Genomic DNA, 16,131 nt, shown 5'->3' with positions numbered 1-16,131 from the left:
ACCTGATGCGGACGCAGCTTCACCACCTGCTCGAGGAGGGCGCCGTCCGGTTCGGCGACCGTCCGGCCCTGAGCCACCAGGAGGTCACGCTCGACTACACCTCCGCCTGGGACCTGGCGTCCCGCACGGGCGCCGTCCTGTCGGACCTCGGCGTCGCGCGTGGGGAACGCGTGGCGATCTACCTCGACAAGCGACCCGAGACCGTCGGGGGGATCTTCGGCGCCTCCGTCGCAGGTGGCGTGTTCGTGCCGGTCAACCCGGCACTCAAGGGCTCCCAGGTGGCCTACATCCTCGGCGACTGCGACGTGCGGGTGCTCATCACGACGCACCAGCGCTGGGAGTCGGTGCGCGAGGACGCCAAGGGCTGCCGCGAGCTCGCACACGTGCTGCTCGTCGACGCCGATCCGGGCGCCGTCCCCGACGAGGACGAGGTGCGCGTGCACGCCCTGTCCGCCCTCCTGGACGACGTGGTCGACCCGCCGTCCGCGAGCCGGGCGATCGACGCCGACACCGCCGCGATCCTCTACACGTCCGGCAGCACCGGCCGCCCCAAGGGCGTCGTGCTGTCGCACCGCAACCTGCTGGTGGGCGCCGAGAGCGTCTCGACCTACCTCGGCAACGACGGCGACGACGTCATCCTGGCCGCGCTCCCGTTGAGCTTCGACGCCGGGCTGAGCCAGGTCACGACTGCGTTCGCCGCGGGCGCCCACGTCGTGCTCGTCAACTACCTCCTGGCTCGCGACGTCGTACGCCTCTGCGCGCGCCACGGCGTCACCGGCCTCACCTGCGTCCCTCCGCTGTGGATCCAGCTCGCCTCCGCCGACTGGCCTGCGGAGGCCACCGCCTCGCTGCGCTACTTCGCCAACACGGGCGGCCGGATGCCCCGGTCGACCCTCACCCGGCTGCGCGAGATCTTCCCGCAGGCCAGCCCGTTCCTGATGTACGGCCTCACCGAGGCGTTCCGCTCGACCTACCTCGACCCGTCCGAGGTCGACCGCCGCCCCGACTCCATCGGCAAGGCCATCCCGGACGCCGAGATCCTCGTCCTGCAGCCCGACGGCACGCCGTGCGGGCCCGGCGAGGAGGGCGAGCTGGTCCACCGCGGAGCGCTCGTTGCCCAGGGCTACTGGGGCGACGCCGCCCGCACCGCCGAGCGGTTCCGCCCCATCCCGGGTGGCCCCGACTGGCGCGCGCCCGAGCTGGCCGTGTGGTCCGGCGATCGCGTCGTCACCGACGAGGACGGCTTCCTCTACTTCGTCGGCCGCACCGACGACATGATCAAGACCTCCGGCTACCGGGTGAGCCCGACCGAGATCGAGGAGGTCGCCTACGACAGCGGCCTGGTCCGCGACGCGGCCGCGCTCGGCCTCCCGGACGAGGCCCTCGGGCACCGGGTCGTGGTCGTCGTCAGCCCCGCGGTCGAGGGGTTCGAGCCTGACGCGCTGCTCGCGGTCTTCCGCCGGCAGCTGCCCCGCTACATGGTGCCGGCGGAGATCGTCGTACGCACCGAGCTCCCTCGCTCGCCCAACGGGAAGTTCGACCGGGTGCTGCTGCGCGAGGAGCTGACCGCATGAGGACTTCCGACCACGTGACGGCGCACGGCACCGTCGACGGCACGCTCCTGGTCGGCGGGATGCCGGTCGACCGCCTGGCCGAACGGGTCGGATCGACGCCGTTCTTCGCCTACGACCGCGCGATGATCACCGAGCGCGTCGCCGCCGTGAAGGCCGCGCTCCCCGAGCGGGTGTCGCTCGGCTACGCGGTCAAGGCGAACCCGATGCCGGCCGTCGTCCAGCACCTCGCGGGCCTGGTCGACCACCTCGACGTCGCCTCCGCCGGCGAGCTCGCCGTGGCGCTCGACACCGGACAGGCCCCGAGCGCGATCAGCTTCGCCGGGCCCGGCAAGACCGACGCCGAGCTGCGACGGGCCGTGGCCTCGGGCGTCACGATCGAGGTCGAGTCGCGCACCGAGCTGCAGCGCCTCGTGCGCACCGGCAAGGAGCTCGCCCTGCGCCCGCGCGCCGCCGTACGCGTCAACCCGCCGTTCGCCGTCAAGGGCTCGGGCATGCGGATGGGCGGTGGCCCCCAGCAGTTCGGGGTCGACGCCGAGGCCGTCCCCTCCCTGCTCGGCGAGGTGAGCGACCACGACGTCGACGTCGTCGGCTACCACGTCTTCGCGGGGTCGCAAAACCTCAGCGCTGCGATCCTCGGCGAGGCGCAGGAGCGCACCGTCGAGCTCGTCCTCGAGCTCGCGGAGCACGTGCCCGGCACCGTGGAGTACGTCAACCTTGGCGGCGGCTTCGGCATCCCCTACTTCGAGAAGGACGAGCGCCTCGACCTCGACGCCGTCGGTCGACGGCTGTCCGAGCTCGTCGACGGGCGGCTCGCGCCGGCGCTGCCGGACGCCACCGTCGTCATGGAGCTCGGCCGGTTCCTCGTGGGCGAGGCGGGCGTCTACGTGACCCGCGTCGTCGACGTGAAGGAGTCGCGCGGGCGCAGCTACGCCGTCGTCGACGGCGGAATGCACCACCAGCTGGCCGCCTCCGGCAACTTCGGCCAGGTCATCCGGCGCAACTACCCGCTGGCCCTCGCCACCCGAGCCCTCGACGAGCCCACCGGACCCGTCACGGTGGTCGGCTGCCTGTGCACGCCGCTCGACCTGCTCGGCGACGAGGTCGACCTGCCCGGCACGGAGGTCGGCGACCTCGTCGTCGTCTTCCAGGCCGGCGCCTACGGCCTCACGGCCAGCCCCACCGCGTTCCTCGGCCACCCCTCACCTTCGGAGGTCCTCGTATGACCCAGCCTGCACACACGCTCGCCGACACGCTCCCCGGAGTGGTCGAGGTGCTCACCCGCACCCTCGGCATCGAGGACCGCGCGGAGTCGATCAACCGTGGCACGCGGCTCTTCGGCGAGCTCCCGGAGCTCGACTCGCTCGGGGTGGTCGAGCTGGCGGCCGCCCTCGAGGACCGCTTCGACATCGTCATCGAGGACGAGGACTTCACCGGCGAGGTGTTCGAGAGCGTGGGCACCCTGACCGACTTCATCGACGACCGCCGCACCGGCGGCTGAGCCAGGGGCGGGAGAGCAGCCATGGAGATGCGGGTCGTGTGGCGATCGTTGCGCCGCCGCTGGTACCTCGTCCTCGCCCTGGCGGTGCTGACCCTCGGGGCGACGCTCCTCGTCGCGCAGCGCACAGGAGAGACCTACGAGGCGACGGCCACCGTCCTGGTCTTCCCGCCCGCCCAGGCCCAGGACCCGACGGGAGCGATGACGCAGGCGAACCCCTACCTCGTCCTGGGTGGGGTCAGCCAGGCCCGCGACGTGGTGGTGCGGGCGTTGACGTCCAAGAAGATCGCGGACACCTTCGGCGAGACCTACCCCACCGGTACGACGTTCGAGATCACGCCCGACTTCACCAACAGCGCGCCGATCATCGTGTTCACGGTGGAGGCACCCGCACCCGACGTGGCCATCGAAGCCCTGAAGACGCTCACCGACCGCGTCCCGGTGGAGCTGGAGAAGATGCAGAGCGAGCTGGACCTCCCGGCCGGCGAGCAGGTGACGTCGGTGGTGCTCACCCGTGACGAGGTGCCCGCGACCACGAAAAAGGCGATGATCCGGTCGGCGCTGATGACCATGGCGGGCCTTGGCGGGCTGGGCCTGCTCCTGATCGCCCTCGTCGACGGATGGCTCACCGGCCGACGCAGTCCCAGCCCGGAGGACACGGTCGCCGATGACGACGCCGGGGCGTCGGCCCCTGTCTCGCTGCACCCCGTCCACGTGGACGCGCCAGCCCCTGACGGACGCGACCCCGACCGCGCCGCCCAGGTCGAGGTGACAGCACGCCTGCTCAAGCGGCGCGGGAGGCGTGACCAGCGCGGCGAGGCATCGTGACGCTCGCGGCCCCGGAGCGCATCGGCGTCGCCCGCAGCGGCGGGATCGACGCCGCCGCGCTCGTGACCGTCTACGTCTGCCTGCTGTGGTTCATCCCCTCCCCGATGGTCGTCAGCGCCCTGGGGAGCGCCGGCAGCCCCGCCACCCTGTTCGGCATCGGCGTCTTCCTCTACTGGGCGTGGCACACGGTCCGTCGCTCGGAGCCATCCGACGGACGCGCCCGGACCGTCCGGGCGGCGATGCTCGGCATGGTCCTGGTGTTGCTGGTGGCCTACGCCCACGCCATGGCCGGACCGCTGCCCGGCGACGAGATCAGCACGGCCGACTCGGGCCTGCTGCGGCTGATCAGCCTGGCCGGGGTCGTGCTGCTCGCCTGTGACGGGATCAGCGACTTCGACCGACTCGTGGTCGTCCTCCGCAGGCTGGCGTTCGCCGCGGGACTGGTCGCCCTGCTCGGCCTGGCGCAGTACGTCACGGGTGAGCTCTTCGTCGACCGCATCCGGATCCCCGGTCTCACCGCAGGGACCGAGGGGTGGACGCTCGGCACGCGCTCCGGTCGCATCCGGCCGAGCGGGACGTCGATGAGCCCGATCGAGTACGGCGTCGTGCTCGGGATGGCCCTCCCCCTCGTCACGGTGTGCGCCTCCGTGCAGTCACGCTTCCGGTGGCTGTTCCGCGCGATGCTGGTCGCGATGATCGCCTCGATCTTCTTCTCCATGTCACGCTCGGCCTACATCTGCGCGCTGGCGGGTGCGATCGTGCTCGCCCTGTCCTGGAACCTGCAGCAGCGGCTCCGTGCGCTGGGTTTCCTGGCTGTCGTCAGCACGGTCCTGTACGTCACCGTCCCGGGATTGCTCGGTGCGATCCAGGGTTTGTTCTCCAACGCCGACCAGGACCCGAGCATTTCCTCGCGGACCGGCAGCTACGACATCGCCGGCGCGTTCATCGCCGAGTCCCCCCTCGTCGGGAAGGGATTCGGCACGTTCCTGCCGAAGTACTGGATCCTCGACAATGCCTACCTCGGCATGACGATCGAGGCCGGTCTCCTCGGCCTCGTGTCGCTCCTCGCGCTCATCGTGTGCGGCCTGGTCAGCGCCCGGACGGCCCGCAGGACCCTCCAGCTCGAGGGCGGCCGCGAGGAGCACGCGCAGTACGCCCAGGCCGTGCTCGCCTCCGTCGCGGCCGGCGGGTTCGGGTTGGCGTTCTTCGACGCGTTCGCCTTCCCCCAGACGGCGGGGTGCCTCTTCCTCTTCATCGGCCTCGCCGGCGCGATGCAACGCATCACTCAGGAGTCGGTCCGCTCGCGTTGACCGGCCGGGGTGGCGCGTCCTCGAGCATGACAGTGACTCCTGCCTCGAACTTCTCCCAGGAGAAGAGCGATCGCGCACGGGCCGCGGCCAGCTCCCCGAGCCGTACCCGTAGCGCCTCGTCGTCGACGAGTCGCCGCAGCTGCTGGGCGAACGAAGAGACATCGCCCGCCTCGACCACGAGTCCCGTGTCACCGAGCTGGTGCGCCACCCCTCCGACGTCGAACGCAACGACCGGCTTGCCGAGGAGCATCGCCTCCATCACCACCAGCGGGAACGGGTCGTCCCGCGAGGGCAACGTCATGATGTCGAAGTCGGCCATCGCGCTCGATGGATCGTCCATCGGCCCGGTGAACGTCACCCAGGGCCAGGTCGCTGCCTCTCGGGGAGGTTCTCCAGCGCCCACCCAGACGAAGCGCACTCGTCCCGGAGGTAGCGCCCGGACCAGCTCCTCTGCCGCAGCCAGCCAGAGATCAACCCCTTTTCGGCGTTCGACGGCACCACAGCAGCCGACGACGATGGCCTTCGATGCGTCCGACGTGCTGGCTCTCGCACCCGCCAACACGCGATCAGCGTCAGGAATGGACGGGATGAGCACGATGTCATCGGGTGGCGTCCCCCGCAGTGCGAGATCGTCCGCCACGCTCGGCGAGCACGCGACGAGTCGAACGCCCATCTGTGTCAGGTCCTCGATGCCGACTCGCGCGAGGAAGTGGCTCAGCACAGGCCCGGACTCGTGGACATGCAGCACCGAGCGGCGGCCGAGGAGCCGCGCGGCACGCACGAAAGCAGCTGCCGAGCTCGAGTTCACGTAGACCAGGTCGGGACGTCGCAGCGCGACGATGACCACAGCAGTCAGGAGCTCGAAAAGGGCGGCAGCGCGGGACCGGAGGACACCGGGGTGGGCCCACAACCACCGCAAGACGCGCCAGAACGGCATGACCCGGGTGGGTGCGACCTCGGCGAACGCGCCGCTCAGGGGACCAGGTCTTTGTAGAAGGATGTGAACCTGGCACCCTCGGCCGACGAGGACTCGACCGACGAGTGCCGCGATACGCGGGGCACCTGTGAGTGAGGCCTCGTGCGAGACCAGCAGCACCCTGGTCACGACCGCGCCCGCAGCCTCTGCGCGAGCCGCCGCTTGAGGCTGCCGAGGAGGCTCCGCCCGGCGAGATGTCCCATGTCACCGAGACGCTCGAACCACGAGTCGTCGTGGGCCAGGCTGTCGCGATAGATCGTCTCCAGGCGATCGGCCCCGGCCTCCAGCCCGTACCTCTCGGTCACGAAGTCGAGGCCCCAGTCTCCCAACCGGCACCGAGCGACCGGGTCGGCCAGGGCGTCGAGATGGCCGAGGAGCTCGGCCACCGGCCGACCCGGGGCCCGCGTGCCGTAGTAGCCGTCGCCGAGGAACTGGTCCACGGTAGCGGGCGAGCAGAGCTGGCTGAAGCCGGCGGCACCCAGCACCACCAGAGGCTTGGCGTGCGCCATCATGCGCAGAGCCGACCCGCCCATCCCCAGGCCGATGTCGGCGGCCGCGTAGGCCGGGTGGGGGTCGGCCAGCGCACCGGTGAGGACCACGGCCGACCGGCCCAGCGAGGCGTTGACCTGCTCAGCACGCTCGCGCACCTGCGCCATCCCGCTGCCGTCGCCGACCACGACGAGGCGCAGCGACGGGTCGTCGCGCTCGAGGAGCGCATCCATCGCGAGCAGGATCCCGGGCAGCTTCGCGACTCCGTGATCCTGTTGGGCGGCCGTCAGCACGTCGACTCGTCCGACGAGCACCAGGAGGATGTCGTCGGTAGCGAGGTCGTGGACACGGCGGAACACCCTCGCCGCCTCTTGGTCGGGCCGGTCACGGGCCAGGTCGACCGGCGGTTCGAGGAGGTACGAGCGAGGGCCGTGCCGGTCGAGCGCGTCCGCGTACAAGCTGCCGGTCCCCACCACCAGGGACGTACGACCCGTGGTGGTGAACTCGCTGTCCATCAACCAGTTGAGCACGACGACCGCGCGGCGGCGACTCGGGCCGCAGGCGAGGACCGCGCTGCGACCCAACCAGGCCGCGAACACGTGGAGGACGTCGAGGTCGTGACGGCGTGCCTCACGACGCAGGTGGCGCGCGCGCCGGAACAGGCCGCCGCCGACCGGAATGCGTACGACGTCGAACCCGGCCGCCTCGGCGTAGGGCAACACCGAGACCTGCACCACCTCATCCACCGCGATGACGACCACGTGGTGACCGCGCGCGCGGAGCGTGCGTGCAAGGTCGATGGCGTTGATCGGACACCCGCCCAGCGCGAGCCCTTCCAGGACGATCCCCACGCGGAGCGGGCGCTCCGACGCGTCAAGAGGCGCGAACCACCGTCGGCGAGGGAGCACCTTGCGCACCAACCTCCCCACCTCCGGTAGGTCCTGCTCGATCATCGACCAGGCCGCGACGAGGTAGACCACCACCGCCACGACGCCTCCAGCGAGGAAGCCGAGCACGACGCCGCCGATCCACCGGTCCACGATCCAGGCGGACCCGCCCGCCAGTGCGGCCGCGCCAGCTGGCCGCAACAGCGTCGTCCCGAGCGCGGCCGGCAGCGGACCCAGCTGGGAACGCAGGGCCCACAGGTAGCCGGGGAGCGAGACCACGAGCACGACGGCCACGTGTGCCCATGCAGCCCCGACCAGACCCCCGATCTGGATGCCCCAGACCATGGCTGGCACCAGGGCGCTCACCCAGGCGACCTGCACCACGAGGAGCTTGGTCGTCGCACCGATGGCGACCAGCAGGTTGACGTAGAGGAGGGTGAAGGCGAAGGCGACGCCGTAGACGGCCAGGACCGCCAGCACGGGCGCTGCTCCGGCCCACGTCTCGCCGAAGACCGTGCGGACCAGTCCTGGGGCGAGGGCCACGGTGGTCGCTAACATCGGGAGGGCGACGAGTCCCACCAGCCGCGTGGCGGACACGAGCGACTCCACCAATCGCTCCGTGTCGTGGCTGACCCGGCCGAAGGCGGGCAGCACGACCCCGTTGAGGACCGAGCCCAGCACGGCGGTGGACCAGTTGGCCACGGTGAAGGCGATCATGTAGACGCCGATCTGCTCGGCGCTCAGCATGCGGCCCATGACGAGGTAGTCGGCGTTCAGCAAGGTCCAGTTGATGAGGTTCGCCAGCGACAGCGGCAGGCCGAAGCGGAGAAGCGGACCGACCAGCTCGCGCCGCCACTGGGGCCGGTAGCGCCGGTTGACGCAGGCCACGAAGACGAGTCCGGTGACGACCTGGCCGACGACGCGCGACCACGAGAACGCCATCGCCTCCTGTCCGGCCAGGGCCATCACGATGAGCACCACGTTGGCCGGAACGAATCCGGCGACGGTGCCCAGGAGGATCCGGTCCTGCCGGAAGTTGCGCACGAGCTGGGCTCCCGGGACGGCGAAGATGCCGGTCAGCACCAGGCAGATCGACATCACGCGGATCGGACCGGCCGCCTCCGGCATGCCGAGCACCGTCGCGAGGGGGCCGGCCGAGAGGGCCATCAGGATCGCCAGACCCGTGCTGACGATCAGCGAGATGGACGTGACGGTGCCGGCGATGTCGTCGGGCTCCAGGACCGAGCGGGCCACCGCTGACGCCATCCCGAGCTCGGCCAGGCTGGTCACCACGACGAAGACGGCGAGGGCGATGGCGAAGACGCCGAACTCCTCGGGTGACAGGATCCTCGCCACCACGGCGGTGACGCTGATGCCGCCGATCCGCATCAGGATGTTGCCGGCCGCTGCCCAGACCACACCGCGGCCGATGTCGCGGCGCAGTGCCTGTGCGTCGGTCCGCTGCTCCGGCCCCCCGGCGTGCGGTTCTGCTCCGACAGCCGTCGGCGGCGCCCCCTGCACCGTCATGTGCTTCCGTCCTCCTAGGGCGATGCCGCGAACACGACGTCGACGAAGTAGTTGGTGGAGTTCCACGACCCGTTCGGCAACCCGCCGCCCGCCCCGTAGCGGTACCGGCCGTTGTCCCCGGCTGGTGCCGTCAGCGGGCCGACGGTCCGAGGAGTGGCGAAGTAGGCCGGTGTGGCGGAGTAGTGCCCATTCGGTGCGTAGTAGGACACTACGTACGGCGTCCCGGCCGTGACCGGCACGGGCGTCGCGAAGGCGGCGGTCTGCCATCCGCTCGCGCTCTCGCCGGTGAAGGTCACCTGACCCAGTCGCGTGCCATCGGTGCTCCACACCGAACCGGTGTGGGTGCCGGTGTTGCCGGCGCCCTTGTAGAACTTCACGGCCGTGACGGTGCCGTTCTGCGACGGCGTGAACACGGTGCCGAGCTCGACCGGGTCGGGGTCGTTCACTGACGGCACGGTCGGCACGACTCCTTCGAGGAGCGAGGTCGACACGACGGCGGCCGTGCGGAAGGTCCACGTCTGCGTCGGGAGCACCGCACCCTCAGTGGAGGTCGCGCCCGAGAGGGTGACCGTGTAGTCCGTGTCGGGCAGTAGTGAGCTGGTCGGGGTGAAGGTGAGCGTCGACCCGTCGCCGTCGAGGGCCGCGTCACCGGCCACGGCAGTCCCGGCGCGCTCAACGCCCATCGTCCAGCCGGATGCCAGGGGCGCCGAGAGCATGATCGAGGGTTTCGTCGTGACCGTCACTCCGGTCGCCCCCGGTTCGGGCGTGCGCGTCTGGACGGCGATGGTGGGCGGCGTGCGCTGGAAGACGACGTCGACGAAGTAGTTCGCGCTGCCCCACGAGTACGTCGGGAAGCCGCCTGCCGCGCCGTACAGGTAGCGCCCGTTTCCGGCAGCCGGGGCCGTGAGATCACCGGTGGTCCACGGTCCGGTGAAGAAGTCCGGCGTGTAGGAGTAGTGGCCGGCCGGCGCGAGATAGGAGGCGACGTACCGCTGTCCTGCCTGGACGGCGACAGGCGTCGACAGCACGGCCGTCTGCCAGCCGGAGGACGTCTCGTCCGTGAACGTCACCTCGGCCAGGCGGGTACCGGTGGCGCTCCACAGCGAGCCGGTGTGGGTGCCACCGTTGCCGGGCCCCTTGTAGAAGCGGATCGCGGTGACGAAGCCGTTGCGGCTGGGCTCCAGGACGACCCCGAGCTCCACCGGTGCACCGTCATCCGCCGACTCGATCCGGGGCACGGTGTCCCCGAAGAGGGTCTGCTGGTCCACGGTCTCCGGCCCCCTGGTCCGGAACGTCCATGTCTGGGTGGGGAGCGTGGCGCCATCCTGGGAGACCGCGCTGGACAAGGTCACGGTGACATCGGTGTCGGGCGGCAGCAGCGTTGACGGCGTCCACACCAGCGACGTGCCGTCACCGCTGAGCGAGGCCGTGCCCGTGACGGCGGAGCCGTTGGCGGTGATCCCGAGTGACCAGCCAGGTGCGACCGGGGCGGTGAGGCCGACGCGGACCGTGGTGCCGCGTGGCACGCCGATGGCTCCCGGCGCCGGCATGCGGCTCGCAACGGCGATCGTCGGGGGCACCTTCTCGAACACCACGTCCACGAGGTAGCTGGTCGACGTCGAGTTGATCGGGAAGCCGGTGCCGTAGGTGTACGCGCCTGCCGTCGAGGTCACCCGCAGCGGGGGCCGCGACACGTCGGCGGCCGCGAAGGCGCCCGGAGTGGCGGAGTAGCGACCCACGGTCGTGCGGTAGGACGCGACGTACGCGGTGTCCTTGCGCACAGTCACCGGCGTCGCGAAGGTCAGCGTCTGCCAGCCCGTCGTCGACTCGTCGGTGAAGGTACCGGTGGCCAGCACCGTGCCGTCCGCGGCCCACAGGGTGCCCGTGTGGCTTCCGGTGTTGTTGACGCCCTTGTAGAACCGGATGCCGGTCACCTGACCGTTGGTGTCCGGGGTGACGCGGACGCCCAGCGTCACCGCATCCCGGTCCGCCGCCTCGTAGACGGCGGGAACGAGCGAGTCGTCGAACAACGTGCACGGGCACACGCCCGGCGGGTTCGGCGGCTTCACCGTCGTGAACGACCACGTGTCACCGGAGGAGACCGGGTTGCCCGACGTGTCGGTGCCGGTGATCTTCGCGGTGTACTTCACGAAGCCCGCCAGCGGCGAGCTGGGCGTGAACGTCACTGTCCGCGTGGCGGCGTCGTAGGCCGTGCTCCCGGCCACCGTCGCGCCGTTGGAGTCCTTCAGCGTCAGGGCGGCGGTCCCGGCCGCGAGCGGCTTGGAGTAGCGCGCACTCACCGTCGAGCCCGTCGGCACGCTCGAGGCGCCCGGGAGAGGTGCCTGGTTGAGCCCGATCAGCGCAGAGGAATCGGTAGTGGTGAAGAGAACGTCGACGTAGTAGTTGGCGTTCTGGTGCGACTGGGAGGGGAACTGTCCCGGGTTGGCGAAGACACCACCGGCAGGGGCGCCGTAGCCACCCTGCACCATCAGCGCGCCCGTCTCTCGCGAACCAGCCGAGAAGCCCCACGACTCGAGGGCGTAGTTGCCCTGAGGTGCCGTGTAGGAGGCGACGTAGGGCTGACCGGCGGCGACGGCGACCGGGGTCGGGAACGTCACGGTCTGCCACCCTGTGGCCGACTCGTTGGTGAAGGTCGCCTGGCTCAGCCGCTCGCCCGCGCTCGACCAGAGCGAACCGACGTGCGTACCGCCGTTGCCGGCGCCCTTGTAGAAACGGACGCCGGTGACGAAGCCGTCGGCCAGGGGGACGAAACGCACCCCGAGCTCCACGGCGTACGGGTCGTCGGCCGCACCGATCTTCGGCACCTCAGCGCCGAAGATGCTGCAGGGGCATTGCGCGTTGAACGAACGGGTCGCGACGGCGCCGATGTTGGCCGAGTCGTCCATCGCACGCACGCGGATCGGTGTGCTGCCCAGCCCGCGCTGAAGGAAGGTGTAGGACCAGGACGTGGTGCCGGTGGCGGCGCTCCACGACTCGCCGCCGTCGGTGGAGACCTCCACGCCGGCGACCCGGCCACCACCGGCGTCAGCGGCGCTGCCCGAGACGGTGACCGACTGCCCGTTGGCCTGGTTGACGCCCGCGGCCGGACCGGTGATCGTGACCGTGGGACCGGCGGTGTCGGTCGACTTCGCGGACGTCACGAGACCGGCCATCAACGTGCTCGGCTGGACCCCCATGTCGGCGAACAGGTTGACCTGAGCCTGCTGCATGCGTGCGTCGGCCGGAGCAGGCGCGTAGGCGGAGTCGTGCACCGCATCGAGACCCCAGGTCCACTGGACCGAGCCGGCGCTGAACACCAGCGCCCCGCTCGGGGCCTTGTACATCGTCAGGTTGTGCCGGGTCGTGCCGGCGGTGACGGTGTTGCCGAAGTCGCGGAGATATTCGGGCACGGCGCCGGTGGTCGTCGACAGCCGGACCAGCCCGTCGGGCCTGTGCCCGTTGTCGACGTCCTCGTTGGACTCGTAGCCGACCGTGTGCGGCGCCAGCGTGGCGGTGCCGCTGGACATCGTGGCCAGTGGCGTGTTGCGCCAGAGCCGCAGCTTGCCCTCGGCAGCACTCACCTGGACGGCAAGGTCACTGAAGTTGACCTGGTACTGGGTGCCGATCAGCGCGTTCTCCGGTACGCCGGCGCCACGGCTGGGCGGGGCGAAGCGCGGGTCGCGGAACGTGCCCGTCCACTCGGCATCGGGGTCGATCTTGGCGTTGCTCCACGTCTCCTTGTAGGAGGTGAGCGTGCGGTAGGCGGTGTTCGAGCCGTCGATGGAGGGCTGGTAGCGGGTCTTCCAGTAGCCCTCGTTCCCGGCCAAGAACTGAAGGTGGACGCCGGCGTCGCGGGCGGCCTCCATGTTGGCCCGCTGGGCCTTGCTCCAGTACTCGTCGTGGCCGACGGACAGGAACACCTTGTGGTTCCGGATTAGGTTGCCGTGACGGTCCGAGTCGACGCCAGCGATGTAGGAGACGTCGTAGCCGTTGCGCTCCATGAAGCGGACCATGGCGTACTCGGCGGACATGAAGAAGTCTCGCCCGTTCTCGCGGCCGCGGGTGAGGACCGGACGGTTGTAGCTGATCTTGTAGGCACGGCCGTGGGCGCCGCCGCCGTAGAAGTAGGCACCGCCGTAGGTGTTGTAGGCCTGCCACGTCGGATCGGCGGTCTGGAAGACCACGTCGGAGGTGCTGGCGTCGTCGCGCACGATGAAGGTGATGTGGCTGCCGTCGCCGGTGGAGCGCTTGATGTGGGCGATGTAGACGCCCGAGACCGCGGTGGAGGGCACGTTCCATGACGCCGAGACGCCCCAGTTGCCGCAGTCGTAGAGGTCGGTCTGGAGGTCGGTGATGCACGTCGGCTGGTTCTGCGGAAGTCGTGCGCTCGGCGTCACCGAGGTGATCTTGCGGGCGCCGAGGCCCTGGTAGTAACCCATCCGGTAGATGTCGATGGTGTACGCCGACGCGTCGGTGTCGATCTTGAAGTCGATGCGCTGACCGACGTTGACCGAGATGTCGGTCGCGAAGCCTTGGATCTCGGGGTCGCCGGCGCCGCTGATCTCCCACACGTCGGAGTCGGTGCCCGGCTTGGAGTTCTCGCACGCGATCTTGTTGCCGCCGGGGGCGCAGAGATCAGCCGCGTTCGCCGGCGCAGGTCCCCCCAGCAGGAGCGGGCCTGCGAGTGCGCTGAGTGCAGCCACCAGCGCGAGCACCACGACCTTCACCGTCCACGAACGCTCGAGACCTCGCCTTCGGTTCCCAGCTGCGCTGGTCATCTCCACCCCACCCTTCACGGTGCGCCACGGGGCGCCACGGTCATGATCCTGTTGTCGCCGCGCCGATTGCGGGGGGCGAGGGGGCCGATATCCCCCATTTGGAATACGACGTCAGAGCTCGGCTGCCACGGCACCAGGTCCCACGGTCGTCCGGCGGCGCTGGCGCGGGATCCGCACCCCGCTGATGTGCAGCGGCGGGGGGTCGCTCACCTTGGTGACGGTCCGGCTCGCGGCAGCCACGAGGTCGCGTGCCTTGAGGCTGTCGGCGTCGCGCGAGACACACAGGTCCCGCAGGGCGAGCTCGAGGGCGATCGTGAGCTGGTGGTCGTCGACGTGCTCACCGTGCATCGCGCGCCGGGGCACCAGGATGGGGCACTTGCCGTTCTCCAGGGCCATCAGCGCGATGCCGGTCCCGGCGTGCGCCACCACGACGTCGGCAGCCCGGATCGCGGCCGCCATCTCCTCGGACGGCACGCGCTCGCGGCCGTCGATCCCGAGGCCGGTGACGTCGGTGCCGCCGGTCTGCCACAGCACCTCTGCGTCCTCCGGCACGAGGGGCACCAGTCGGTCGAGGAGCCGGCGGAAGCCGTAGCCGTCCTGCGTGCCGAGGCTCACCACCATCGACCGCACCGGGCGCTCGGCGGTCGGGGCCGTCTCGTACAGCTCCCACGGCGAGGCGAGGAACTGCCAGTGGCCCCGCGCCAGGGCGCTGGACTGGCTGAAGGTCGTGATGCCCGGCACCATCGCGAGGGCGCGGCCCGACAGCGACGGGGCGTCCAACCGGGTGGCGCTCTCGATGTAGACCGTCTCGATGCCGCGCAACCGCGCCTGCGGCAGCACCGCGAGGGCGAGGGCCGCGCCGGTGCTGACGACCAGTGACACGTCGTGGACGGCGAAGAGCTTGCGACACGCGAGGGCGTTGCGGGCCAGCGCCCGGGTGTCCCGGGGCGGGCACGGCAGCGCCCAGTGGACCCGCTGCCCCGCGAGCAGCGACTCGGTCTGCGGCGTGCGGGGCGTCACCCACACCACGTCGTCGCCCACGCCGAGCCGAGGCCGCAGGGTGTGCAGCTGCATCAGGTGGCCGCCGTCGTTGGCGACGAGCAGGGTGGTCACGAGCGGCCACCCGCGACCGCATCGGCGAGCACCTCGACCACCCGGTCCTGCTGGGCCTCGGTCAGGTGCGGGTGCATCGGCAGCGACAGGATCTCGCCGGCCGCGGTCTCCGCGACGGGCGCGGTCCCGCGCCCCAGACCCAGGTGGGCGTAGGCGCCGGTCAGGTGCACCGGGTAGGGGTAGTGGATGCCCGCACCCACCCCGGCCCGGCCCAGCTCCGCCAGGACCCGGTCCCGCTCGGCGACCCGGACCACGTAGAGGTGCCACACGTGCTGCCCGTCCGCGCCGAGCAGCGGGCGGCGTACGCCGGGCACGTCGGCCAGCAGTCGGTCGTAGCGGACGGCCGCGCGGACCCGCAGCTCGTTCCACTTCTCGAGCCGGTCGAGCTTGGCCCGCAGGTAGACCGCCTGCACGGTGTCGAGCCGGGAGTTCATGCCGATGACGTCGTGCACGTAGCGGGTCGACGACCCGTGGTTGCGCAGGCGGCGCACCTCGGCGGCGATGGTCGCGTCGTCGGTGGTGACGGCGCCGGCGTCGCCTGCGGCGCCGAGGTTCTTGCCGGGATAGAAGCTGGTCGCCGCGACGGTGCCGAGCGCGCCCGCGCCACGGCCGCCGAGCCGGGCGCCCTGGGACTGCGCGGCGTCCTCGACGAGGGGCACGCCCGCGTCACCGCAGACCTGCGCGAGCCGCTCCATGGGCGCCAGCTGGCCGAAGAGGTGGACGGCCACGACGGCCTGGGTGCGGTCGGTGATCGCGCCCTCCACCAGGTCGGGGTCGATGAGGAGGCGCTCGTCGTCGCAGTCCACGAGCACCGGCACGGCGCCGATCCGCGAGACCGCCTCGGCGGTGGCGATGAAGGTGTTGGCCGGGATGACGACCTCGCCCTCCGGCCCGACCCCCGCCGCCCGCAGCGCGAGCTCCAGCGCGTCGGTGCCGTTGGCGACCCCGACGCAGTGGTCGACGTCGACGAACGAGGCGTACTGGTGCTCGAAGTCCGCGACGGGCGGGCCGTCGACGAACGACGTGGCCGCGAAGACCGCGGCGATCCCCGCCTCCACCTCGGCCGCGATCTCGGCGTGCTGCGAGGCGAGGTCGACGAAGGGGACGGTGGTGCTCTTCGGGGTACTCATGCGGGGTCCCCGGCGAATCGCTGA

Annotated in this window: 10 protein-coding genes; 5 read left to right on the top strand and 5 right to left on the bottom strand. The window is 71.1% G+C overall.

Annotated elements, in window-relative coordinates; translation table 11 throughout:
- Nucleotides 1-5: 5 nt before the first annotated feature.
- From JOD65_RS07370 to JOD65_RS23940, 5 genes are read left to right on the top strand one after another with little or no spacing between them, the layout of a single operon-like run.
- Nucleotides 6-1,574, top strand: a complete 1,569-nt coding sequence (locus JOD65_RS07370) for an acyl-CoA ligase (AMP-forming), exosortase A system-associated (RefSeq protein WP_191193045.1) — start codon at nucleotides 6-8, stop codon at nucleotides 1,572-1,574.
- Nucleotides 1,571-2,797: a pyridoxal-dependent decarboxylase, exosortase A system-associated gene (locus tag JOD65_RS07365; RefSeq protein ID WP_191193046.1), complete on the top strand. Its 1,227-nt coding sequence runs from the start codon at nucleotides 1,571-1,573 to the stop codon at nucleotides 2,795-2,797. Before JOD65_RS07370 ends, JOD65_RS07365 begins: the two co-directional genes overlap by 4 nt.
- Nucleotides 2,794-3,072 (top strand): acyl carrier protein, encoded by a 279-nt coding sequence (locus JOD65_RS07360; RefSeq protein ID WP_191193047.1) that lies wholly within the window; start codon nucleotides 2,794-2,796, stop codon nucleotides 3,070-3,072. Before JOD65_RS07365 ends, JOD65_RS07360 begins: the two co-directional genes overlap by 4 nt.
- Nucleotides 3,073-3,093: 21 nt before the next feature.
- Nucleotides 3,094-3,897, top strand: a complete 804-nt coding sequence (locus JOD65_RS07355; protein WP_191193048.1) for a Wzz/FepE/Etk N-terminal domain-containing protein — start codon at nucleotides 3,094-3,096, stop codon at nucleotides 3,895-3,897.
- A complete protein-coding gene (locus JOD65_RS23940; RefSeq protein ID WP_191193049.1) occupies nucleotides 3,894-5,207 on the top strand; it encodes an O-antigen ligase family protein in 1,314 nt (437 codons plus the stop codon). The genes JOD65_RS07355 and JOD65_RS23940 overlap by 4 nt, the downstream gene beginning before the upstream one ends.
- Here the strand turns inward: JOD65_RS23940 and JOD65_RS07345 are convergent.
- The 5 genes from JOD65_RS07345 to JOD65_RS07325 form a co-directional block, all read right to left on the bottom strand.
- Nucleotides 5,179-6,303: a glycosyltransferase family 4 protein gene (locus JOD65_RS07345; protein ID WP_191193050.1), complete on the bottom strand. Its 1,125-nt coding sequence runs from the start codon at nucleotides 6,301-6,303 to the stop codon at nucleotides 5,179-5,181. The genes JOD65_RS23940 and JOD65_RS07345 overlap by 29 nt on opposite strands.
- A 5-nt stretch (nucleotides 6,304-6,308) precedes the next feature.
- Nucleotides 6,309-9,086 (bottom strand): oligosaccharide flippase family protein, encoded by a 2,778-nt coding sequence (locus JOD65_RS07340; protein WP_191193051.1) that lies wholly within the window; start codon nucleotides 9,084-9,086, stop codon nucleotides 6,309-6,311.
- A gap of 14 nt (nucleotides 9,087-9,100) precedes the next feature.
- Nucleotides 9,101-13,813 carry a DUF4082 domain-containing protein gene (locus JOD65_RS07335; RefSeq protein WP_307821002.1) on the bottom strand — a complete coding sequence of 1,571 codons (4,713 nt, stop codon included), beginning with the start codon at nucleotides 13,811-13,813 and terminating at the stop codon, nucleotides 9,101-9,103.
- 162 nt (nucleotides 13,814-13,975) lie between these two features.
- Nucleotides 13,976-14,977, bottom strand: coding sequence for a glycosyltransferase (locus tag JOD65_RS07330; RefSeq protein ID WP_191193053.1), 1,002 nt, complete (start codon nucleotides 14,975-14,977; stop codon nucleotides 13,976-13,978).
- Complete coding sequence (locus tag JOD65_RS07325; protein WP_191193054.1) at nucleotides 14,974-16,107, bottom strand: DegT/DnrJ/EryC1/StrS family aminotransferase; 1,134 nt, start codon at nucleotides 16,105-16,107, stop codon at nucleotides 14,974-14,976. Before JOD65_RS07325 ends, JOD65_RS07330 begins: the two co-directional genes overlap by 4 nt.
- Between the last annotated feature and the right edge of the window lie 24 nt (nucleotides 16,108-16,131).

This window comes from Nocardioides cavernae, assembly GCF_016907475.1.
GTDB lineage: Bacteria > Actinomycetota > Actinomycetes > Propionibacteriales > Nocardioidaceae > Nocardioides > Nocardioides cavernae.
The sequence above is the reverse complement of the archived record's forward strand: the minus strand, read 5'-3'. Positions and strand labels throughout refer to the sequence as shown.

Excerpts from the sequence above, each read along its gene's own strand:
- JOD65_RS07360 (WP_191193047.1), top strand. The coding sequence starts at position 2,794 with ATGACCCAGCCTGCACACACGCTCGCCGACACGCTCCCCGGAGTGGTC.
- JOD65_RS07370 (WP_191193045.1), top strand. The coding sequence starts at position 6 with ATGCGGACGCAGCTTCACCACCTGCTCGAGGAGGGCGCCGTCCGGTTC.
- JOD65_RS07355 (WP_191193048.1), top strand. The coding sequence starts at position 3,094 with ATGGAGATGCGGGTCGTGTGGCGATCGTTGCGCCGCCGCTGGTACCTC.
- JOD65_RS07340 (WP_191193051.1), bottom strand. The coding sequence starts at position 9,086 with ATGACGGTGCAGGGGGCGCCGCCGACGGCTGTCGGAGCAGAACCGCAC.
- JOD65_RS07325 (WP_191193054.1), bottom strand. The coding sequence starts at position 16,107 with ATGAGTACCCCGAAGAGCACCACCGTCCCCTTCGTCGACCTCGCCTCG.
- JOD65_RS07365 (WP_191193046.1), top strand. The coding sequence starts at position 1,571 with ATGAGGACTTCCGACCACGTGACGGCGCACGGCACCGTCGACGGCACG.